Below are 22,183 nucleotides of genomic sequence, written 5' to 3' on the forward strand. Positions count from 1 at the left end.
TTAGCAGTGAGTATTACCGATGGTTTAGTTCGTGTTTCAGTAGGATTGGAAACCGTAAAAGATGTGATTGCTGATTTAGAGCAGGCATTGTTGTAAGGATTTTTTGATTGTAGATTTACTACAAATTAAAAATCATCAATCTCCATTCACTATTCTTAAATCAAAAAGTATATTTTTGTTGTTTCAATATAAAAAGAATGTTGATTTCAGACAGCTTTGAAATCTACAATCAAAAATAATTAATCTTCAATTATATTTTTTTAAAATGCTTTCAAAAAAAACTAAATACGGAATAAAAGCACTTACTTTTTTGGCACGCCAAAAAAACAATTTTCCGGTGCAAATAGCGGAGATAGCCAAGAGCGAGACTATCTCGATCAAGTTTTTAGAAAGTATTTTATTATTACTGCGTCATTCTGGTTTTTTAGGAGCCAAAAAAGGAAAAGGCGGAGGCTATTATTTGATAAAAGATCCTAAGGAAATAAATATGGCCCATGTGTATCGTATTCTAGAGGGACCTATTGCATTACTTCCATGTGCCAGCCATAATTTTTATGAGCCTTGTGAAGACTGTGCCGATGAAACCACTTGCGCCGTTCGGAAATTAATGACCGAAGTGCGAGACAATACCCTGATGATATTGGAAAACAATACCCTAGCGGATATCGCCTTTTAAAAAATAAACTTAAAAATTAGTGTTGTAGTTAAACAAAAAGTACTATTTTTGCGCTTTAATCTACAATGCCGATAGGGTAATAGATAATAAATAAAATTTATTTTACCTTGCAAGCATGAATAAAGAAGTAGTAGAAGAAAATAAAGGGATGATAAAATCCCAAATTACATTTAAAGAACGCTTGTGGGTTGTTATTCCGGTTGTTTTATTAGTTGGATTAATTTCTACATTGGTGTACAACCATCATGCTGAATTTTCTTGGAATGGTTTTGTGGGAGGGTTCGATCAGGAGTTTTTAATCTTTTTTTGTATTGGCGTTTTTGCACAACTAGTCGATGGAACTTTAGGAATGGGCTACGGAGCAACCTCTACCTCTTTTTTATTGGCATATGGAATCCCGCCAGCAATCAGCAGTACAGGTGTTCACGTTGCTGAAATGTTTACCACCGGCGCTTCTGCAATTTCTCATCATCGTTTTGGGAATATCAATAAAAAACTAGTCCGGCATTTGTTGATACCCGGAATTTTGGGTTCGATTACCGGAGCTTATTTGTTATCGGATGTAATTGATGGGGATGCAATAAAGCCTTTTATTGCCGTGTATATGATCGCTTTGGCGGTTATAATTATCAGAAAGGCAATGCAAAAAAATATTATTAAAAAGAAAACGAAACGATTGAATATTCTGGCTTCTTTTGGGGGATTCATGGATTCCGTTGGAGGTGGAGGCTGGGGGCCAATTGTAACTTCTACATTATTAGGACGCGGTAGAAATCCTAGATATACAATTGGTTCTGTGAATGCAGCCGAATTTGCGGTTTCTTTCGCTAGTGGTATTACATTTATGATTTTTGGAGGAATCCAAGGATGGCAGGTTATTATAGGTTTAATTTTAGGAGGCGTTATTGCTGCGCCAATTGCTGCTTTATTAGTTAATAAAATCAAAAGAAAACCAATGATGATTTTGGTAGGTATCTTAATTATTATTTTGAGTTTAAGAACCTTGTCAAAATTGTTGTAAAAGATAAACGGAATTATGAGCACAGATATAGTACAAGCGTTATTGCATAAAACCAAAGATTTTTCCATTGAGGAAACGCTTCGTTTTTTAGCCAACGAATATAAGGATAACGTAGTTTTTTCTACTTCTTTTGGTCAGGAAGATCAGGTGATTACGGCTTTAATTGCGAAAAATGATTTGCCAATTACCATTTTTACATTGGATACAGGACGATTATTTCAGGAAACGTATGATGTTTTTCATAAAACTTTAAGAAAATATAAAATTGACATTAAAACCTATTTTCCGGAAGCAATTGCGGTGGAAGAGTTGTTAAATCATAAAGGTCCAAACAGCTTCTATGAATCGGTGGAGAATAGAAAAGAGTGTTGTTTTATTCGAAAAGTGGCACCGTTGACTAAAGCATTAAAAGGGAATGACATCTGGATTACTGGTTTACGTGCGGAACAATCCGAAAACAGAAATGACTTAGACCTTTTTGAATACGATGAAAAGTTCGACATTATAAAATTCAATCCATTATTGAAATGGACTTTGATAGAAGTAGAAGCTTATTTAGAAAAAAATAATGTGCCACAAAATGTATTACACAAACAAGGGTTTGTAAGTATAGGATGTGCTCCATGTACGAGAGCCATAGCCGAAGGGGAAGATATCAGAGCAGGGAGATGGTCATGGGAATCGAGTCATAAAGAATGTGGGTTGCACCAAAAATAATTAAAAATTAATACAACAATCTTTCAATTTTTGAATTTTTCAATCCTTGAATAAATAAAAATATAATGAGTACCATATTAAAAACAAATGCTTTAGAAAGCGAAGCGATATACATATTTAGAGAAGTAATTTCTCAATTTGACAAACCGGTATTGCTTTTCTCTGGTGGAAAAGATTCGATTACTTTGGTACGTTTAGCTCAAAAAGCATTTTTTCCAGCGAAAATCCCTTTTCCATTGTTGCACGTAGATACGGGACATAACTTTCCTGAAACTATTGCTTTTAGAGATAAATTAGTTGCTGAATTGGGATTAGAATTAATCGTTCGTAATGTGCAAGATGCTATTGACGAAGGGAAAGTTGTAGAAGAAACAGGTAAGTACTCCAGTAGAAACAGTTTGCAAACGACTACACTTTTGGATGCTATCGAAGAATTCAAATTTGATGCTTGCATCGGTGGTGCGCGTAGAGATGAAGAAAAAGCGAGAGCGAAGGAACGTATTTTTTCGGTTCGTGATGATTTTGGTCAATGGGACGAAAAAAATCAGCGTCCTGAATTATTTGATATTTTAAACGGAAAAATTGAAAACGGTCAAAACGTTCGTGTTTTTCCAATTTCGAATTGGACAGAGCTAGATGTTTGGAGTTATATCGAACAAGAGCAAATCGAAATTCCATCGATTTACTTTTCACACAAGCGTAAGGTATTCTTGAGAGACGGTATGATTTGGTCTCATTCTCCTTTTGTTTACCAAGAAGAAGATGAGCAAATTGAAGAAAGAATTGTTCGTTTTAGAACCGTTGGAGATATGAGTTGTACCGCAGCTGTTGATTCTTACGCAGCAACTATTCAGGAAGTGGTGGGTGAAATTAGATCTTCAACTATTTCTGAAAGAGGAGCCAGAATTGATGATAAACGTTCTGAAGCTGCAATGGAAAAAAGAAAACAACAAGGTTATTTTTAGAATTTGATTTTTTAAAATTAGTAAGCAAGTATAAAAAAAACAAGAGTTTTAAAGGTTTTATACTTTAAAATTTAAACTCAATATAAAATGGAAGTTTTAAAAATAGCAACAGCAGGAAGTGTAGATGACGGAAAAAGTACATTAATCGGGAGATTATTGTACGATACAAAATCGTTGACTACAGATAAGATTGAAGCAATAGAAAAAAGCAGTAAGCAAAAAGGATACGATTATTTAGATTTCTCATTGGCTACCGATGGTTTGGTTGCTGAAAGAGAACAAGGAATTACGATTGATGTGGCGCATATTTATTTTTCGACAGCCAAAAAAAGTTACATTATTGCCGATACTCCGGGTCACGTTGAATATACACGAAACATGGTTACCGGAGCTTCAACTTCACAAGTTTCAATCATTTTGATTGATGCGCGTAAAGGAGTTATTGAGCAAACCTACCGTCACTTTTTTATCAATAATTTATTGAGAGTAAAAGATGTGATTGTTGCGGTAAACAAAATGGATTTAGTTGATTATTCAGAAGAAGTATACAACAAAATCAAAGCAGACTTTCAGGCATTAAATGCAAAAAGCGCTTTTAAAGAACAAAATGTAAGTTACATTCCGCTAAGTGCAATCAATGGTGGTAATGTTGCAGATAAATCGGAGAATATGCCTTGGTACACCGGACAGACGGTTTTGGAACATTTGGAATCATTGGAACCAAATGATATCTACGAAAACGGGATCGCACGTTTTCCTGTTCAAACAGTAATCCGACCAAAAACGGAAGAGTATCACGACTTTAGAGGATATGCCGGAAAATTATACGGTAACACTATTAAAGTGGGAGATGCAGTAACGGTGTTTCCTTCTTTAACTGAATCTACCGTAACGAATATTCACTTTTTTGATAAACAATTTGATGAAGCTACGGCTGGTTCTTCTATCACTATCGAATTAGATAATGACATCAATGTAACCAGAGGTGATATGATTGTAAAATCGAATGAACTTCCTAAAATTGAAAAAGACATCACAACAACTGTTTGTTGGATGGACAGTAAAAAATTAGTGGCAGGCGCAAAATATTATGTACAACACAACAGCAATAGAGTTTTGGCAAAAATTGATAGTATAAAAAACGTAATCGCAACCGATTATTCTGGAACAACACCAGCGACTCAATTAGCTATAAATGAAATTGGAGAAGTAACTATCAAATTGAGCAAAGCCATTTATTTTGATGCTTATACTGATAATAAATCTAACGGAGCTTTCATTTTAATAGATGCTGCAACCAACACAACAGCAGGAGTTGGGTTTATAAAATAGCCCCCACCCCAGCCCTCCCCGAAGGGGAGGGAGACATACTGGGTAAAAGTATACCGGTAGTTAAGGCGTTTGCCTTTTACGATAAGAATATAATAATAATTGAGTTAAAAGAAAATGTAATAATATTTCCAATTTCGACTCCCTCCCCTTCGGGGAGGGTTGAGGAGGGGATAAACATAACTAAAAGATGCAAAGTTTTAGAACAGAAATAGAAGATCCGATTGTCCAAAAAGAGATTATCGATTTAGAGAAAAAAATTCATTCCTTCCGAAGTGGACAAATTGACGATGAGCGTTTTCGCAGTCTTCGTTTGGCACGTGGTATTTACGGTCAACGTCAAGAAGGCGTGCAAATGATTCGTATTAAATTGCCATACGGAAAAGTGACTAGCGAGCAATTGAAGCGTATTACGGAAGTGTCCGATAAATATTCTACAGGACGCTTACACATTACAACCCGTCAGGATATTCAAATTCACTATGTGAGTTTAGACAGAACACCGGAGCTTTGGTCTGACTTAGCTAAAGATGATATCACTTTGAGAGAAGCTTGTGGAAATACCGTGCGTAATATTACTGGAAGCGAATTAGCGGGTGTAGATGTTGACGAACCTTTTGACGTTTCGCCTTATGCGCATGGTTTGTTTCAATATTTATTGCGTAACCCAATTTGTCAGGAAATGGGACGTAAGTTCAAAATATCATTCTCCTCTTCTGATAAAGATACCGCTTTGAGTTATTTGCATGATTTAGGATTTATTCCAAAAATTGTAAATGGCGAAAAAGGGTTCAAAATAATGTTTGCGGGTGGTTTAGGTTCTCAACCAAGTCACGCTGAATTGCTTTCAGAATTTGTACCGGTGAACCAAATTATTCCAACTGCCGAAGGTATAATCAGAGTTTTTGACCGTTACGGAGAAAGAGCAAAACGTTTGAAAGCACGTATGAAATTTTTAATCAAAGACCTAGGTCGTGATGAGTTTTTGCGTTTGGTTGACGAAGAGAAAAAAGCATTACCTTTTCATTCTTACGAAATCGACACTACCGCTTTTGAAGGACCAATTTCAGAACCTTTATTAGCTGTACCATCAGTAATAATTGAGGATGTTGAAGCTTTTGAAGCTTGGAAAAAATCAAATGTGATTGTACAAAAACAAGCAGGATATGTAGCTATTGGTATCAAAGTACTTTTAGGAGATTTTTATACGGACAAAGCAAGATTGTTAGCCGATTTGATTAAAAATTACGGTGCGAATGAATTGCGTTTTTCATTACGACAAAACATCGTTTTACGTAATATTAAAGAAGAAAATCTAGCGTTCTTTTACCAAGAATTAGCCAAATTGGATTTTGTTGCTTTAGGATATGATACTATCGGAGATATCACGGCTTGTCCGGGAACGGATACGTGTAATTTAGGTATTGCAAGTAGTACTGGTATTGCGGATGAATTAGAAAGAGTATTAAAAACAGAATACCCACAATACAGCAACAATCAACAAATCGCCATAAAAATTAGCGGTTGTATGAATGCTTGTGGACAACACAATATGTCCGAAATTGGTTTCCAAGGAATGTCTATTAATGCAGGAAAGTTGGTAGCTCCGGCTCTTCAAGTTTTATTAGGTGGCGGGAATTTAGGAAACGGAAACGGAAGATTTTCTGACAAAGTGATTAAAATTCCAAGTAGAAGAGGACCCGATGCGTTGCGTTTTATCTTAAATGATTTTGATGCCAATGGAAACGGACAATCGTTCTTGAATTATTACGACGCCAAAGGAGAGAAATATTTCTATGAATTCTTGAAACCATTAGCGGATATAACAAACCTTACCGAAGCTGATTTTGTAGATTGGGGAAATGCTGATAACTACGTAAAAGCAGTTGGAGTAGGAGAATGTGCAGGTGTAGTAATTGATTTAGTGGCTACTTTAATATTAGAAGCCAAAGATAAAATGACTTTTGCACAAGAAGCTTTCGAAGAAGAAAAATGGGCAGATGCGATTTACTTGGCCTACGCAGGTTTTGTAAACGGAGCCAAAGCAATTTTATTGGCCGAAAACCAAAAAACAAATCACCACGCTGGAATTATCGATTTATTTGATACTGTTTTTATCGAAAGCAAAAAAATAGAATTGGATTCAAGCTTTAAAGATTTGGTTTATCAAATCAAAGCGAATGAGCCTTCTGCCGAATTTGCACAAAAATACATCCAACAAGGAGTTGCGTTTTTTGATACAATAGAGAAATACAGAGCCAAAGATTTAGCTGATGCATAATACAATACAACCCAAAGTAACTTTAGTAGGCGCTGGTCCTGGCGATCCGGATTTGCTTACTCTGAAAGGAGTAAAGGCGCTGGCAGAAGCGAATGTGGTTTTGTATGATGCACTAGCCAATGAGGAAATAATGATTCATGCACCCAAAGATGCCATAAAAATATTTGTAGGGAAACGAAAAGGCTGTCATGAATATACGCAAGACCAAATCAATCAGTTGATTGTTGATAATGCGCTTACCTATGGAAATGTCGTTCGGTTGAAGGGTGGAGATCCATTTATTTTTGGTCGTGGAAGCGAAGAAATTGAATTTGCAGAAAGTTTTGGAATCCCTACATTTGTAGTCCCCGGAATTTCATCTTCGATTGCAGTTCCGGCTTATCAAGGAATTTCTTTGACAAAAAGAGGTGTTTCAGAAAGTTTTTGGGTAATCACAGGCACTACTTCCGACAGGAATTTGTCGAATGATGTAGCTCTCGCAGCGCAATCATCAGCAACAGTTGTGATTTTGATGGGAATGAGTAAACTATCACAAATTGTGTCATTATTCCAGAAGGAATCCAAAGGAGAAACTCCTGTTGCAATTATTCAAAACGGAACTACTCCACAGGAAAAAATTGGAGTAGGAACGATTAACACTATCCAAGGAGTTGTGGCGGAGAAAAAGTTAAGTTCACCAGCTATAATTGTTATTGGAGAAGTGGTCAAAGAAAGTAGCAAGTTAAAAGGATTTTACGAAGAATTCATTTTAAGTAACATTGCATAAAAAATAAGTATAAATTATTCAAGCTCAGGCTCCATCTCCTTCGGAGAGGGTTGGGAGAGGAAAATAAGATAGTAATGGAAAGAAACGAACTATATCCTGTTTTTTTAAAACTACACAACCTCAATGTACTTATTGTAGGTGGAGGAAATGTGGGTTTAGAAAAGTTATCTTTCATGTTGAAATCCAGTCCAAATGCCAATGTTGAAGTGGTGGCGCCAAGGTTTCTTCCAGAATTGGAAGGCCTGGCAGCAAAACATCCTTCGGTAATATTGACCTATAAAAAGTTCAATCGCTGGATGCTTCGCAAACGCCACATGGTAATTGCCTGCACCGATGATTTGAAAGTAAATAAACGGGTATTCGACTTGTGTCGAAAAAGACATTTGATTTGCAACATTGCCGATACACCGGATTTATGTGATTATTATTTGGGCGGAATCGTAACCAAAGGAAATGTGAAAATAGCCATTTCAACCAACGGTAAATCACCGACAACTGCCAAAAGATTACGGGAGTTTTTCGAAGAAATAATTCCGGATGACATCAATAAAATGGTCGAAAACCTCAATGAATATCGCAAAACGCTTAAAGGGAATTTCGAAGAAAAAGTACAAAAAATGAACGAAATCACAGAAGCATTAAAAAACAAAGAATAAAAGCATTGCAAATTAACGAATGATATTTATCATTTAAAGTTGTAAAAATCAATCGTTAATTTGTACTAAATAGTTTATTATAATTACATTACATAAAGAATAAAAAAATGATTAAAACAGACATACTTATAATAGGAGCCGGACCAACTGGTTTATTTGCCGTTTTTGAAGCAGGATTATTGAAATTAAAATGCCATATTTTAGATGCTTTGCCACAAGCGGGCGGACAGCTTTCAGAATTATATCCTAAAAAACCTATTTATGACATTCCAGGGTTTCCAGAAGTATTAGCGGGGGATTTAGTGGATAATTTAATGGAACAAATCAAGCAGTTCGAGCCAGGATTCACACTTGGCGAGCGTGCAGAAACGATTGAAAAACAAGAAGACGGAAGTTTTATTGTCACCTCAAATAAAGGAAAAAAATTCCATGCACCAGTTGTAGCAATTGCTGGTGGATTAGGAAGTTTTGAACCCAGAAAACCATTGATTGAAGACATCGAATTTTACGAAGATAAAGGGATCAAGTATTTCATTAAAAATCCGGAAAAATTCAGAGACAAAAGAGTAGTAATTGCAGGAGGTGGTGATTCCGCTTTAGATTGGAGTATTTTCTTGTCGAATATTGCTTCCGAAGTGACTTTAATTCACCGTAGAAATGAATTCAGAGGAGCCTTGGATTCGGTCGAAAAAGTGCAGGAGTTAAAAGATTCCGGAAAAATAAAAATGATCACGCCGGCAGAAGTAGTTGGTTTAAATGGAGCCGAACATTTAGAATCAATTGATATTGAAGAAAATGGTGCCCACAGAACCATTCCTACAGATTATTTTATTCCGCTTTTTGGATTAACTCCAAAGTTAGGTCCTATCGGAGACTGGGGATTAGACATTGAAAAAAATGCCATAAAAGTAAATAATGCTTTGGATTATCAAACGAATATTCCCGGAATTTTTGCCATTGGTGACGTAAACACTTATCCAGGAAAACTGAAATTGATTCTTTGTGGATTCCACGAAGCAACTATGATGTGTCAGGCAGCCTACCAAATAATCAATCCGGGTAAGAAATATGTGCTGAAATATACTACAGTTTCTGGTGTTGACGGATTTGACGGAACTCGTAAAGAAGCTCCAAAAGCCGTGGTTAAAGCCATAGTTTAACAACTTAATACAAACTAGTTAAAAAATATAGCGCTAATACTTGCAAGTATAGGCGCTATGTCTTTACTTTGCACTGTTCCTATATTTATTGAAAGTTATCACGAAAGGCGGAGGGAAAGACCCAATGAAACCTTAGCAACCCTTTATCTTTAAAGAAGGTGCTACATTCTACTTTATACAGAACCAGTTTCAGTATTTAAGATAGATAACACACGAATACTCACTCAGTATTTCTCAAACCTTTTCTTGACAACATATATTTTTAGCCTGCTGAATTAATTTCGGTATCAGGAGCGAACAATTGGCGTTTTTTTGCCAATACCGTTCCCGCTTTCCGCTATATCTTTTTTTCTGAACGCCAGAAAAATAGGATATCGCTTCAATCGGGGCTAAAGAGTTCATATAGTGAACTTTTGTAATTAATAATCAAAAGTGTAAATCCCGAAATGGATCGTGATTTACAAGAAATAACAAGATATGTCAAGCATTCAAGAAGCCATTAAAAAAAACATACTCATACTCGATGGAGCTATGGGAACCATGTTGCAACGCTACAATTTCTCTGAAGAAGACTTTCGAGGAGAACGTTTCAAAGATTTTCCACATTCCTTAAAAGGGAACAATGATTTATTGTCACTTACGCAACCACAAGCGATTCGTGCGGTACACGCCGCCTATTTTGAAGCAGGAGCAGATATCGTTGAAACCAATACTTTTTCTGGAACCACCATCGGAATGGCAGATTACCATCTCGAAGATATTGTTTACGAACTCAACTACGAATCGGCACGAATTGCCCGTGAAGTAGCCGATGAATTTACAGCCAAAAATCCAGATAAACCTCGTTTTGTAGCCGGTTCAGTTGGACCAACAAACAGAACAGCGAGTATGTCACCAGATGTAAATGATCCAGGTTACAGAGCGGTAACTTTTGATGATTTGCGCATTGCTTACAAACAACAAGTAGAAGCATTGATAGACGGAGGAAGTGATTTATTATTGGTGGAAACCATTTTCGACACTTTAAATGCCAAAGCGGCTCTTTTCGCTATTGAAGAAGTCAAAGACGAACGCAATATTGACATTCCAATCATGGTTTCCGGGACAATTACCGATGCATCAGGAAGAACACTTTCAGGTCAAACCGTGGAAGCTTTCTTAGTTTCGGTTTCACACATTCCGTTGTTGAGTGTAGGATTCAATTGCGCCTTAGGAGCTGATTTATTAAAACCATATTTGCAGACCTTATCACAAAACACTTCTTTCAACGTGTCGGCACATCCTAATGCAGGATTACCCAACGCTTTTGGAGAGTACGATGAAACGCCAGAACAGATGCAAGCCTTTATCAAAGAATATTTAGACGATAATTTAGTAAATATCATAGGTGGCTGTTGCGGAACAACCCCAGAACACATTAAGTTGATTGCTGATATCGCAAAGGAGTATAAACCTAGAGTTTCAACAGCAACGATGTAATTAAATTTCCTGCATGGTTTTTTTAAACTGTGTAGTGATGTTTGAAAATGGATTTTTTTAGTTGAATCCAAGTTAGTGCCAGCGCCCGCTCCGCAAAGTCTCCGACTTTGAGGAAGCGACAATCGGTTTTTAACCGATAAAACCAAGGTCAGAGACCTTGAAACACATCCTCAAAGTCGGGAGACTTCGCGGAGCAAGCAACATAAGAGTTCCGTAGGAACGACTCATTTTGTAGTCCCGAAGCTTCGGGAGAATTTATTCCGTTGAAAATAAAAGGCAACAACAACAAAATTTATTCCGTTGTTGAAAAAAATAAAGATAAAAAATGGCACAAGCAGAAACTAGAAGAAACTTGGTATTATCAGGATTAGAGCCTTTAATCATTACGCCTAACAGCGTATTTGTAAATATTGGTGAACGAACGAATGTTACCGGTTCTAGAAAGTTCCTTCGATTAATCAAGGAAGAAAAATACGAGGAAGCACTCAGTATTGCCAAAGAGCAAGTGGAAGGTGGCGCGCAAATCATCGATATAAATATGGATGAAGGAATGCTTGATGGCGAATATGCCATGACGAAATTCCTGAATTTGATTGCTGCTGAACCGGATATTTCCAGAGTTCCAATCATGATTGATAGCTCGAAATGGGATATCATTGAGGCTGGACTAAAAGTGGTGCAAGGTAAGAGTGTGGTAAATTCGATTTCCTTGAAAGAAGGCGAAGAACAATTTATTCATCACGCTAAATTGATTAAGCGTTACGGTGCTGCGGCAATTATTATGGCTTTTGATGAAACTGGACAAGCAGATAATTACGAGCGCCGGGTAGAAATTTGCCAACGTTCGTATGATATATTAGTTGCCAAAGTTGGTTTTCCTCCACAGGATATTATTTTCGATTTGAATATATTTCCAGTAGCGACAGGAATGGAAGAACACCGCTTGAATGCTTTGGATTTCTTTAGAGGAACAAAATGGGTTAGAGAAAATTTACCTCACGCACACATTAGTGGAGGTGTAAGTAATGTTTCGTTCTCTTTTAGAGGAAATGATACGGTTCGGGAGGCGATGCACTCCGTGTTTTTGTACCACGCCATCCAACATGGAATGACGATGGGAATCGTGAATCCTGAAATGTTGTCTATTTATGACGAAATTCCAAAAGATCTTTTAGAACGCGTTGAAGACGTAATTCTGAACAGGCGAGAGGATGCCACAGAGCGATTACTGGATTTTGCCGAAAATGTAAAAGGAGATGTAAAGAGCAATGAAAAAGCGATTCAGGAATGGCGCTCTGGAACGATTCAGGAACGATTGACACATTCCTTAGTGAAGGGAGTGGATGAATTTATTCTTTTGGATATTGAAGAAGCTCGACTGGCAGCAAAAAAACCAATTGAAGTTATTGAAATTAACTTAATGACAGGAATGAATGTGGTTGGGGATTTATTTGGTTCGGGTAAAATGTTTTTGCCGCAAGTGGTAAAATCGGCTCGGGTAATGAAAAAAGCAGTGGCTTATTTGTTGCCGTTTATTGAAGCCAGCAAACAAGCCGGAGACAAACAAGGGAATGGAAAAATCCTGATGGCAACCGTAAAAGGCGATGTACACGATATTGGTAAAAACATTGTAAGCGTGGTGCTGGCGTGTAATAATTATGAGATTGTAGATTTAGGCGTAATGGTGCCTCCCGAAAAAATTATCGCAGCGGCCATTGAGCATAACGTAGATATTATTGGATTGAGCGGATTGATCACGCCGTCACTGGACGAAATGGTTTTTCTTGCTAAAGAATTAGACAAAAGAGGACTTAAAATTCCAATAATGATTGGTGGGGCAACAACTTCGCGAGCACATACAGCCGTGAAAATTGCACCACAATACAGAGAAACGGTTATTCATGTGAATGATGCTTCGAGAGCCGTAACGGTGGCGGGAAGTTTATTGAACAAGGATAAAAAAATATATGCAAGCGACATTAGAGCGGAGTATGATGCCTTTAGAGAGACGTTTTTGAATCGTTCACGCGACAAGAATTTCTTAACTATTGAGCAAGCGCGCAAGAATAAATTGCAGTTGGATTGGGAGAATTTTACTCCTGTAAAGCCAAAAATCATAGGCGAACAAGTGATCGAAGTGGATTTGGATGTTTTGGTTCCGTATATTGACTGGACACCGTTTTTTAGAACCTGGGAATTATTTGGGAAATATCCGGCAATTTTAACGGATGCGGTAGTGGGCGAACAAGCCACTTCGGTTTTTGCAGATGCGCAGGAAATGTTAGAAGTTATTTTGAGAGAAAAGAAACTGACTGCTAAAGGAATTTATGGAATTTTCCCTGCCAATCAAGTGAACGATGATGACATTGAGATAAGTGATGAAAACGGAAAACCATTGCAGACATTCTTGACGTTACGTCAGCAATCACAAAAAACAAAAGGTGCTCCAAACATTGCTTTGTCTGATTTTATTGCTCCAAAAGATAGCGGTAAAACGGATTATATGGGCGCATTTTGTGTCACGACTGGTTTTGGTGTTGATGAGTGGGCGGCTGAATTCGAAAGAGATTTAGACGATTACAATTCGATTATGGTCAAAGCATTAGCAGATCGTTTTGCGGAAGCTTTTGCGGAATATTTACACGAAAAAATCCGTAAAGAAATTTGGGGCTATTCATCAGATGAAGCTTTAAGTACAGAGGCTATGATCGCTGAAGATTACAAAGGAATCCGTCCAGCTCCAGGATATCCGGCTTGTCCCGACCATTTAGAAAAACCTACGATTTGGAAATTACTAAATGTAGAACAAGAAATTGGAGTGACGCTAACCGAAAGTATGGCGATGTGGCCCGCTTCATCGGTTTCTGGGTATTACTTTGGAAATACGGAAAGCAAGTATTTTGGACTTGGAAAAATAAAAGAAGACCAAGTCATTGATTATGCCAAACGCAGAAGCATTCCAACCGATGTAGCAATGAAATGGTTGAACCCGAATGTAGCAGATTAAAATCCCCACCCAGCCTCCCCGAAGGGGAGGAGTCGAAAAGGAAGAAAAAAATATTGTTCAATTAAAATTACCCGAGTTCTCCCCTCCTTTGGAGGGGTCGGGGGAGGATCATGAAAGTAACACAACATATAAAAGCAGCCAAAGGAGAAACGTTATTCTCCTTTGAAATTATTCCGCCTCAAAAAGGCAAAAGTATTCAGGAATTATACAATAATATTGATCCGTTGATGGAGTTCAAACCGCCATTCATAGACGTAACCACCTCTCGCGAAGAATTTATCTATATGGATAAAGGAAATGGTTTATTGGAAAAAAAACTAACCAGAATGCGTCCAGGAACACTTGGGATTTGCGCTTCGATCAAGCATAAATACAATGTAGATACCGTTCCTCATGTGCTTTGTGGTGGTTTTACCAAAGAAGAAACGGAATATCTATTAGTTGATTGTCATTATCTGGGAATTGATAATGTGATGGCTTTGCGTGGCGATGCCATGAAAGACGAGCAGTCTTTTGTTCCTAAATTAGGAGGAAATGATTTTGCAGTTGATTTGGTCAAACAAATTAACCAATTAAATTGTGGGAAGTACTTGCATGACCTCATGGATGTTGATGATAAAGCCAATTTTTGTATTGGAGTTGCGGGATATCCGGAGAAACATTTAGAATCACCGTCTTTAATTTCAGATTTGAAAAGACTCAAAGAAAAAGTAGATGCCGGTGCGGATTATGTGGTGACGCAAATGTTTTTTGATAATGCTAAATACTTCGAATTTGTTGCCAAAGCCAGAGAAATTGGGATCACCGTTCCTATTATTCCGGGAATTAAGCCTATTGCCGTGCAAAGACACTTACAAGTTTTGCCACAAATTTTCCGAATCGATCTGCCGGAAGATTTAATTCATGCGGTTGATCAGTGCAAAAACAACGCAGATATCAGACAAGTAGGAATCGAATGGGCTATCCAACAATCATTGGAGTTGAAAGCAGCCGGTGTTCCCGTGTTGCACTATTATTCTATGGGAAAATCAGAAAATATTCGACAAATAGCGAGTAAGGTTTTTTAGGAGCTATTTCCAGCTATTCGTTACAATCTTTTCTTGTCTAAAAAAACGAGACAAGAAAAGGATTTTTACTGCTATCTGGGCTAGGGATTTAACGGTTATAAATGTCGTTATTCATTCCAAATTCTCATAATTTTGTCATTCCGACTAAGGAGGAATTTCACCGCATGGGATTCCTCCTTCGTCGGAATGACAAATCAAACGGTATAAGTATTATGAATGGCTAGTATTTTTCATCTGCAAACTGCGACTGAACACTGATTACTATTTTTTCGTAATCTCTCTAAAAACAGCCTCTAAATTTTTATTTTTCTGATTCAGTTGCAATGTTTTCAAACCATTGGCATTGGCAAAATCAAAAACTGCCGGACGCATGTCTTTATCCGCTTTGAAAGTCAACTCCCAAATCATGTCGTGAGTATTTTTATAAGAAACAAGATTTTCGATTTTAGCAATGGCTTGTTCTTCGATTTTATAGTCAAATTCTACTTCAATCACTTGTTCCTTATCTTCAGAAATTAAGTTGTCCAGTTTTTTATCGGCAACAATTTTTCCATTATTGATGATAATAACACGGTCACAAATCGCTTCTACTTCCTGCATAATGTGCGTCGAAAGGAAAACAGTTTTGTCTTTTCCCACATTTTTAATCACATTACGAATTTCGATTAATTGGTTTGGATCTAAACCAGTGGTTGGTTCATCCAAAATCAAAACATCGGGATTGTGCAATAACGCATTGGCAAGGCCCACACGTTGCCGATATCCTTTAGACAATTGGCCTATTTTTTTATGACTTTCGGTAGTTAAACCAGTAAGTTGAATTACTTCGTCGATACGGGATTTAGCTACTTTATACACATCAGCGTTAAAGGCTAAATATTCGCGTACATACAAATCCAAATACAGCGGATTGTGTTCCGGTAAATAACCAATTGAAAGTTGTACTGCCTTTTGGTTGGTGTTTACATCATTTCCGTTTACTATTGCGGATCCTTCATCAGCATTGATGTAAGTGGTCAATATTTTCATCAAAGTTGATTTTCCGGCTCCATTTGGACCTAAGAAACCAACTATTTCTCCTTTTTTGACAGAAAATGTAATGTTGTCTAAGGCTTTTTGAGTACCGTAACTTTTGGATATGTTATTTACTTCTATTGACATGGAATTTTATTTGTTGCAAAAGTAAACAGAAAAAGTATTGATTTATTGTTTTTGTAACTCAATAAATAAAAGACCTTCGTCAAAGTTTATTGAGCAAGAGGATATTCTCTTTTAGATTTATATATTTACCATAAACTATATGAACATGAATTTGAAAAACACACAATCAGGGAGTTTCTTGAAAAACTACAAAAGTATTTTATTGCTGCTTGGCGGAATTTTGGCAGGAAGTATATTGGGTTTAGTTTTTGGAAAGGAAGTAGAAGTGATTAAACCATTGGGAGATATATTTCTGAATTTATTGTTTACCGCCATTATCCCTTTGGTGTTTTTTACGATTGCATCTTCGATTGCCAATTTAGAAAAATCAGAGAAACTGGGAAGATTATTTGTAATTGTTATGGGAGTGTTTTTAAGCACCGTATTAATTTCTGCCATTTTGATGCTGGTTGGTGTCCTGTTATTTCCCATTCATCAAGACATCATTATTTCAAAAATACCGTTAGAAAGTATACAAAGTACAAATACAGGTTCACAAATTACCCAATTGCTTACAGCGGGGGATTTTTATGAACTGCTTTCTCGAAAAAGCATGTTGGCCTTAATCATTTTTTCCTTTCTAATAGGGTTTGCCGCCCTGCGTTCCGGAGAAAAAGGAAAAGATTTCAGCAGGTTTTTGAATTCAGGCAATGAAGTGATGAAACAATTGTTACACATCATCATGAAAACGGCTCCAATAGGTTTGGGGGCTTATTTCGCGTATCAGGTTGGAATTTTTGGACCGCAATTATTTGGAGCTTATGCAAAACCTTTGGGGCTTTATTATGCGGTTTGTGCTTTCTACTTTATTGTGTTTTTTAGTTTGTATGCTTTTATCGCTGGAGGGAAATTAGGATTTAAAGTATTTTGGAAAAATAATATTACGCCTTCCTTAACCGCATTGGGAACTTGCAGCAGCATTGCCACTATTCCTGCCAATCTGGAAGGTGCCGAAAAAATGAATATTCCGGCTCACATCAGAAATGTAGTTATTCCACTGGGTGCGCCTTTGCATAAAGACGGATCTAGTATGTCATCTATTGTGAAAATTGCGGTAATTTTCGCCATGTTCGGAAAAGATTTAACGGATCCAAATACCTTATTAGTGGCGTTAGGAATTACAGTAATTGTTTCGGTAGTTGAAGGTGGAATTCCTAATGGAGGTTATATAGGAGAAATTTTGGCGATTACCGTTTATGGTTTCCCAATGGAACAAGCTCTTCCAGCTGCAATGATTGTGGGGACTTTAGTAGATCCAATGGCGACATTGCTAAATGCGAATGGTGATTTAGTGTCGGCGATGATGGTTGCCCGAATTTCGGAAGGAAAAAAATGGCTTGCTGAAAAAGTAGTTGTATAAAACCACTTTTTTTAGCCGGTTTCAATGGTATAGTTTTAAAAACAGTAAAATAGCAACGACTTATTGGTGTTTTAAAGACCTTTTTTTAATTATTACATAATTAATAACCAGTTTTTTAGCGAATTCTTTTTTTGTTCAATAAAATCAGCCTTTTTTTTTGGATAGCTGGAAATTATGTATACATTCGCAGAGTAATTAATACAAAAAACAACAGCATGTTGAATAACCGATTTTATTTTAGCAACTCTTATTATTTCTTCTGGAAGGTCGAAAGGGATTGTTGTATGGTTATTTGATTATAAAATTAAATTGATACTATAAATATACAATCCCGATGTAAATCGGGATTTTTTTTTGCTTAAAAAGGTGTAAAATGAATGAAATAATTGGAATACAAGGCATAACGGGTTCTTTTCACCATCAGGTGGCGCAAGAATATTTTCATCAGGCGGTTGCTTTAGATGAATGTTTGTCGTTTGAAGAGTTAGTGGATAACCTGCTCTCCGGTAAATCAGATCAGGCAGTTATGGCTATAGAAAATTCTATTGCGGGCCCAATTATTCCGAATTACGCATTGATTGACAAGAATAATTTACACATTATTGGGGAGCATTATTTAATAATTCATCAAAATTTAATGGCCTTAAAAGGGCAGAAAATAGAAGATATTTTGGAAGTACATTCGCATCCTATGGCCATTTTGCAATGTATGGAATTCCTTAAAAAATATCCAAATATAAAATTAGTCGAAGATAAAGATACTGCCGAAACGGCTCGTAGAATTCAGAAAAATCAGTTGAAAGGGATTGCTGCAATTGCCAGTATTACGGCGTCGAGAATGTATGATTTAGAAATTTTGGCTCCGGAGATTCAAACGATTAAAAATAATATGACACGTTTTGTGATTATCAAAAAGGAAAATTCATTTGTTCCGGAAAACGAAATTAACAGAGCGTCCATCAAATTTGAATTGGATCACAAACGGGGAAGTTTAGCGGCAGTTTTGAATGTGATGAGCGATTGCAAATTGAATTTAACAAAAATACAATCGTTACCAAAAATAGAAACGCCTTGGAAATATTCGTTTTTTGTCGATGTCACTTTTGAAAAATACGAAGATTATGCGAAAGCAAAGTCGCTATTGATCATTATGGCAGAATATTTCAAAGTGTTAGGCGAATATAAAAACACAAAATTATAAAGCCCTTAACCCCAACCCAACCCCCGAAGTGGGAATTAGATTAAGATCGATTTACAAGAAATTTAAAATAGAAGAATGATTACTATAGCGAAACGTCTCGAAATAATTGAAGAATACTATTTCTCCTCAAAGTTGAGAGAAGTAAGGCAACTGGCTTCTGAAGGGAAACCCATTATCAATATGGGAATTGGAAGTCCGGATTTACAGCCGTCACAGGCGGTAATTGATGCAGTGGTTCTGGCAATGCAAGAGGAGAATGCACATCAATACCAAAGTTATCAGGGGTTGCCAGAGTTGCGGCAAGGTATGGCTGATTTTTACAAAAACAATTACGGAGTTGCGTTGAATCCGGCTAACGAAATTTTGCCTTTGATGGGTTCCAAAGAGGGAATTATGCATATTTCACTGGCTTTTTTGAATGAAGGCGATCAGGTACTGATCCCAAATCCAGGATATCCAACCTATACTTCGGTGACAAATTTAGTGGGAGCAGTTCCGGTTTATTATGACTTAAAAGAAAACAATAACTGGGAGCCGGATTTTGAAGCTTTGGAAAAATTGGATTTGTCGAAAGTGAAAATCATGTGGATTGGGTATCCGCACATGCCAACTGGAGCCAGAGGAAGTCTGGCATTGTTTGAAAAATTAGTGACTTTTGCCAAAAAGCATAACATTTTATTAGTCAACGACAATCCGTATAGTTTTGTTTTGAACGACAATCCGATGAGTTTGTTGCAAGTAGCAGGTGCAAAAGACGTGGTTTTAGAATTGAATTCTTTGAGTAAGACTTTTAACATGGCGGGCTGGAGAGTGGGAATGCTTCTGGGAAATGCAGCTTGCATTGATGCCGTTTTGAAAGTGAAAAGCAACATGGATAGCGGTATGTTTTACGGGATTCAAAAAGGAGCAATTGAAGCTTTAAAAAGTGACAAAACTTGGTTTGATTCGATGAATGCGATTTATAGAAAACGCAGAATTCTTACCGAACAACTGGCTGAGAAATTAGGCTGTAAAGTTTATAAAGAAGGAGTTGGATTATTTGTTTGGGCAAAATTGCCGGACGGAATCACATCGGCGGAGAAATTCATAGATGAAATTTTATATGACAAATCTATTTTTATTACACCGGGAACCATTTTTGGTTCTAATGGAGAAGGTTACATCCGATTTGCATTGTGTGTAAAAGAAGAAAAAGTACAGGAAGCAATTGATAGATTTTAATACATGAATATACACGTAATAGGAATAGGATTGATAGGCGGTTCAATGGTGTTGGACATTAAAGCACTGCATCCGGAAGCCAAAATTTATGGAATCGATACTGATGAAAATCATTTGCAGGAAGCAATAACTTTGGGAGTTGTTGATGCTGGTGCGACATTTGATGATTTAGTTGATGCAGATTTTGTAATCGTTTCTGTTCCGGTTGACGTTGCATTAAGTGTTTTACCAAAAGTACTGGATGTTATTGGTGAAAATACGATTGTTTTTGAAGTAGGTTCGACAAAAACGCCTATTTGTGAAGCGGTTGCTAATCATCCTAAGAGAAGGAATTTTATTGCAACGCATCCTATTGCAGGAACGGAGTTTTCAGGACCATCGGCAGCGATAAAAGGATTGTTTCAAGGGAAAACGAATATCATTTGTGAGGTCGAAAAAACAACGTTTAAATTGCAGGAAAAAGCGTTGGATTTGTTTAAGGCAATGGGAATGCGGATTCGGTATATGGATCCAAAATCACATGACAAACATATTGCTTATGTGTCGCATTTATCCCATATCAGTGCATTTATGCTTGGAAAAACGGTAATTGACAAAGAGAAAGACGAGCAGGATATTTTTGATATGGCGGGTTCTGGTTTTGAAAGTACGGTTCGTTTGGCCAAGAGTTCACCGGCAATGTGGACACCAATTTTTAAACAGAACAGGAAGCAGGTTGTGAAAACATTAGAGGAGTATATTTCTAATTTGTCAAAGTTTAAGGAATTATTAGAGAAGGAAGATTATGATGCGATTTACCATGAAATGCAAAGTGTGAATAAAATAAAAGAAATATTAAACGGAATAAATATAAAAAAGTAACCAGCATTTTTTCAGAAGCTTCAGGAGCAGGTTACAGTTAAAGTAAACAACACAGAATAAAATAAAAAAACTAAAATTAGAAAAGATGGAAAACAAGAAAGAAATGAGAAATTGGTTGAATGAATTCAATTTGACTCATCCATTTGTAATCGCAGGACCTTGTAGTGCTGAAACAGAAGAGCAAGTATTGAAAATTGCACATGAATTGAAAGACTCTGACGTAAGTGTTTTTAGAGCAGGAATTTGGAAACCAAGAACGCGTCCGGGAGGATTTGAAGGAGTAGGAGCAATAGGACTTAAATGGTTGCAAAAAGCAAAGGCAGAAACCGGCTTGCTTATGGGAACCGAAGTAGCGACTGCAGCGCATTGTAAATTGGCTTTAGAGCATGATATTGATGTATTATGGGTTGGAGCCCGTACAACTGCAAATCCGTTTGCGGTGCAAGAAATTGCTGATACATTAAAAGGAACCGATAAAATTGTATTGGTCAAGAATCCGGTAAATCCAGATATGGCTTTGTGGCTGGGTGGTGTGGAACGTTTGCATGCGGCAGGAATTAAGAATTTAGGCGTTATTCACAGAGGTTTTTCTACGTATGAAAAAACGAAATACAGAAACATTCCTGAATGGCAGATAGCTATTGAATTGCAAAATAAATTCCCTGATTTGCCTTTGATCATTGATCCCTCCCATATTACAGGAAACCGTGAGATGATTCTTGAAGTGACTCAAGAAGCATTAGATCTGAATTACGACGGTATGATTATCGAGACGCATACTGATCCGGATAATGCCTGGAGTGATGCAGCGCAACAAGTGACACCAGATGCTTTGAAGCAAATTTTCAAAGATTTGAAAGTGAGAAAAGTAAGTGGTGATACGGACGAGTTTGCTAATAAAATGACAAAATTGAGAGCGAATATTGATGTTCTGGATTCGAATTTATTGGAATTGTTAGGCAAAAGAATGAAAGTGGCTGACGAAATTGGTCAAGTGAAAAAAGACGCTAACGTTGCTGTATTGCAAAACAATCGTTGGAACGAAATTTTAGGAAAAATGATTTTGGAAGGCGAGAAGAAAGGGTTGACAGAAGAGTTTGTACTAAAAATGTTCAAAGCGATTCACCAGGAAAGTATTGGTCACCAAGAAAAAGTACTAAACGCTTAGTCCGTATTTTTTAAATATAAATCCCTGCAGCTTTTGTCAAAAGTTGTG

At 37.0% G+C, this 22,183-nt stretch carries 19 protein-coding genes and 1 riboswitch (1 of these 20 running past the window's edge); of the genes, 18 read left to right on the top strand and 1 reads right to left on the bottom strand.

Annotation, left to right across the window (positions count from 1 at the left end; all coding sequences use genetic code 11):
• From EKL95_RS12470 to metF, 13 genes are all read left to right on the top strand, one after another.
• A protein-coding gene (locus EKL95_RS12470) for a PLP-dependent transferase (protein WP_126564332.1) crosses the window boundary here: on the top strand, positions 1-96 show its 3' portion. Its footprint begins 81 nt before the window's first position; the window shows 96 of its 177 coding nt (coding positions 82-177); its start codon lies off the left edge, out of view; it ends in the stop codon at positions 94-96.
• 169 nt (positions 97-265) lie between these two features.
• Positions 266-676 (top strand): RrF2 family transcriptional regulator, encoded by a 411-nt coding sequence (locus EKL95_RS12475; RefSeq protein WP_126516147.1) that lies wholly within the window; start codon positions 266-268, stop codon positions 674-676.
• Positions 677-791: 115 nt separating this feature from the next.
• Positions 792-1,697, top strand: coding sequence for a sulfite exporter TauE/SafE family protein (locus tag EKL95_RS12480; RefSeq protein WP_231507414.1), 906 nt, complete (start codon positions 792-794; stop codon positions 1,695-1,697).
• A 15-nt stretch (positions 1,698-1,712) separates the two neighbouring features.
• Entirely contained in the window at positions 1,713-2,414 is a 702-nt protein-coding gene (locus tag EKL95_RS12485) for a phosphoadenylyl-sulfate reductase (RefSeq protein WP_126516148.1), read from the top strand.
• Positions 2,415-2,479: 65 nt separating this feature from the next.
• Positions 2,480-3,379 carry a sulfate adenylyltransferase subunit CysD gene (gene cysD, locus EKL95_RS12490; protein WP_126453028.1) on the top strand — a complete coding sequence of 300 codons (900 nt, stop codon included), beginning with the start codon at positions 2,480-2,482 and terminating at the stop codon, positions 3,377-3,379.
• 87 nt (positions 3,380-3,466) lie between these two features.
• A complete protein-coding gene (locus tag EKL95_RS12495; RefSeq protein WP_126564333.1) occupies positions 3,467-4,711 on the top strand; it encodes a sulfate adenylyltransferase subunit 1 in 1,245 nt (414 codons plus the stop codon).
• 187 nt (positions 4,712-4,898) lie between these two features.
• Positions 4,899-6,989, top strand: coding sequence for a HEPN domain-containing protein (locus tag EKL95_RS12500; RefSeq protein ID WP_126564334.1), 2,091 nt, complete (start codon positions 4,899-4,901; stop codon positions 6,987-6,989).
• On the top strand, positions 6,982-7,755 hold the full coding sequence (cobA, locus tag EKL95_RS12505; RefSeq protein ID WP_126564335.1) for a uroporphyrinogen-III C-methyltransferase: 774 nt from the start codon (positions 6,982-6,984) through the stop codon (positions 7,753-7,755). The genes EKL95_RS12500 and cobA overlap by 8 nt, the downstream gene beginning before the upstream one ends.
• 74 nt (positions 7,756-7,829) lie before the next feature.
• Positions 7,830-8,411, top strand: coding sequence for a bifunctional precorrin-2 dehydrogenase/sirohydrochlorin ferrochelatase (locus tag EKL95_RS12510; RefSeq protein ID WP_126554992.1), 582 nt, complete (start codon positions 7,830-7,832; stop codon positions 8,409-8,411).
• A 107-nt stretch (positions 8,412-8,518) separates the two neighbouring features.
• Entirely contained in the window at positions 8,519-9,571 is a 1,053-nt protein-coding gene (locus EKL95_RS12515; RefSeq protein WP_091204228.1) for an NAD(P)/FAD-dependent oxidoreductase, read from the top strand.
• 92 nt (positions 9,572-9,663) lie between these two features.
• Positions 9,664-9,783: riboswitch (SAM riboswitch) on the top strand.
• A gap of 265 nt (positions 9,784-10,048) precedes the next feature.
• Entirely contained in the window at positions 10,049-11,050 is a 1,002-nt protein-coding gene (locus tag EKL95_RS12520; RefSeq protein WP_126564336.1) for a homocysteine S-methyltransferase family protein, read from the top strand.
• Between the two features lie 325 nt (positions 11,051-11,375).
• On the top strand, positions 11,376-14,057 hold the full coding sequence (metH, locus tag EKL95_RS12525) for a methionine synthase (protein WP_126564337.1): 2,682 nt from the start codon (positions 11,376-11,378) through the stop codon (positions 14,055-14,057).
• A 110-nt stretch (positions 14,058-14,167) separates the two neighbouring features.
• On the top strand, positions 14,168-15,124 hold the full coding sequence (metF, locus tag EKL95_RS12530) for a methylenetetrahydrofolate reductase [NAD(P)H] (protein WP_126457425.1): 957 nt from the start codon (positions 14,168-14,170) through the stop codon (positions 15,122-15,124).
• A 261-nt stretch (positions 15,125-15,385) separates the two neighbouring features.
• Here the strand turns inward: metF and gldA are convergent, their stop codons facing one another.
• Positions 15,386-16,285, bottom strand: coding sequence for a gliding motility-associated ABC transporter ATP-binding subunit GldA (gldA, locus tag EKL95_RS12535; RefSeq protein ID WP_126457424.1), 900 nt, complete (start codon positions 16,283-16,285; stop codon positions 15,386-15,388).
• 145 nt (positions 16,286-16,430) lie between these two features.
• Here gldA and EKL95_RS12540 point away from each other — a divergent pair, with 145 nt between their 5' ends.
• The 5 genes from EKL95_RS12540 to EKL95_RS12560 all read left to right on the top strand — a co-directional run bounded on the left by EKL95_RS12540 (position 16,431) and on the right by EKL95_RS12560 (position 22,135).
• A complete protein-coding gene (locus tag EKL95_RS12540) occupies positions 16,431-17,684 on the top strand; it encodes a dicarboxylate/amino acid:cation symporter (protein ID WP_126516157.1) in 1,254 nt (417 codons plus the stop codon).
• Positions 17,685-18,057: 373 nt separating this feature from the next.
• Complete coding sequence (locus EKL95_RS12545) at positions 18,058-18,885, top strand: prephenate dehydratase (RefSeq protein ID WP_126457422.1); 828 nt, start codon at positions 18,058-18,060, stop codon at positions 18,883-18,885.
• 75 nt (positions 18,886-18,960) lie between these two features.
• The gene (locus EKL95_RS12550; RefSeq protein ID WP_126457421.1) at positions 18,961-20,106 is read left to right on the top strand and encodes a pyridoxal phosphate-dependent aminotransferase; all 1,146 of its coding nucleotides are present in this window, start codon (positions 18,961-18,963) and stop codon (positions 20,104-20,106) included.
• A 3-nt stretch (positions 20,107-20,109) separates the two neighbouring features.
• Positions 20,110-20,967, top strand: coding sequence for a prephenate dehydrogenase (locus EKL95_RS12555; protein WP_126562872.1), 858 nt, complete (start codon positions 20,110-20,112; stop codon positions 20,965-20,967).
• Positions 20,968-21,052: 85 nt separating this feature from the next.
• Positions 21,053-22,135 (top strand): bifunctional 3-deoxy-7-phosphoheptulonate synthase/chorismate mutase type II, encoded by a 1,083-nt coding sequence (locus EKL95_RS12560; RefSeq protein WP_126457419.1) that lies wholly within the window; start codon positions 21,053-21,055, stop codon positions 22,133-22,135.
• Positions 22,136-22,183 lie beyond the last annotated feature (48 nt).

Source organism: Flavobacterium sp. LB2P53 (assembly GCF_003970305.1).
Classification (GTDB): domain Bacteria; phylum Bacteroidota; class Bacteroidia; order Flavobacteriales; family Flavobacteriaceae; genus Flavobacterium.

Bases quoted from the DNA above. Each gene is read 5' to 3' on its own strand.
- cobA (WP_126564335.1), top strand. From the start codon at position 6,982: ATGCATAATACAATACAACCCAAAGTAACTTTAGTAGGCGCTGGTCCT.
- EKL95_RS12540 (WP_126516157.1), top strand. From the start codon at position 16,431: ATGAATTTGAAAAACACACAATCAGGGAGTTTCTTGAAAAACTACAAA.
- EKL95_RS12500 (WP_126564334.1), top strand. From the start codon at position 4,899: ATGCAAAGTTTTAGAACAGAAATAGAAGATCCGATTGTCCAAAAAGAG.
- EKL95_RS12475 (WP_126516147.1), top strand. From the start codon at position 266: ATGCTTTCAAAAAAAACTAAATACGGAATAAAAGCACTTACTTTTTTG.
- metH (WP_126564337.1), top strand. From the start codon at position 11,376: ATGGCACAAGCAGAAACTAGAAGAAACTTGGTATTATCAGGATTAGAG.
- EKL95_RS12480 (WP_231507414.1), top strand. From the start codon at position 792: ATGAATAAAGAAGTAGTAGAAGAAAATAAAGGGATGATAAAATCCCAA.
- EKL95_RS12520 (WP_126564336.1), top strand. From the start codon at position 10,049: ATGTCAAGCATTCAAGAAGCCATTAAAAAAAACATACTCATACTCGAT.
- EKL95_RS12545 (WP_126457422.1), top strand. From the start codon at position 18,058: ATGAATGAAATAATTGGAATACAAGGCATAACGGGTTCTTTTCACCAT.
- EKL95_RS12560 (WP_126457419.1), top strand. From the start codon at position 21,053: ATGGAAAACAAGAAAGAAATGAGAAATTGGTTGAATGAATTCAATTTG.
- EKL95_RS12550 (WP_126457421.1), top strand. From the start codon at position 18,961: ATGATTACTATAGCGAAACGTCTCGAAATAATTGAAGAATACTATTTC.
- EKL95_RS12485 (WP_126516148.1), top strand. From the start codon at position 1,713: ATGAGCACAGATATAGTACAAGCGTTATTGCATAAAACCAAAGATTTT.
- EKL95_RS12515 (WP_091204228.1), top strand. From the start codon at position 8,519: ATGATTAAAACAGACATACTTATAATAGGAGCCGGACCAACTGGTTTA.
- EKL95_RS12555 (WP_126562872.1), top strand. From the start codon at position 20,110: ATGAATATACACGTAATAGGAATAGGATTGATAGGCGGTTCAATGGTG.
- EKL95_RS12495 (WP_126564333.1), top strand. From the start codon at position 3,467: ATGGAAGTTTTAAAAATAGCAACAGCAGGAAGTGTAGATGACGGAAAA.
- metF (WP_126457425.1), top strand. From the start codon at position 14,168: ATGAAAGTAACACAACATATAAAAGCAGCCAAAGGAGAAACGTTATTC.
- gldA (WP_126457424.1), bottom strand. From the start codon at position 16,285: ATGTCAATAGAAGTAAATAACATATCCAAAAGTTACGGTACTCAAAAA.
- EKL95_RS12510 (WP_126554992.1), top strand. From the start codon at position 7,830: ATGGAAAGAAACGAACTATATCCTGTTTTTTTAAAACTACACAACCTC.
- cysD (WP_126453028.1), top strand. From the start codon at position 2,480: ATGAGTACCATATTAAAAACAAATGCTTTAGAAAGCGAAGCGATATAC.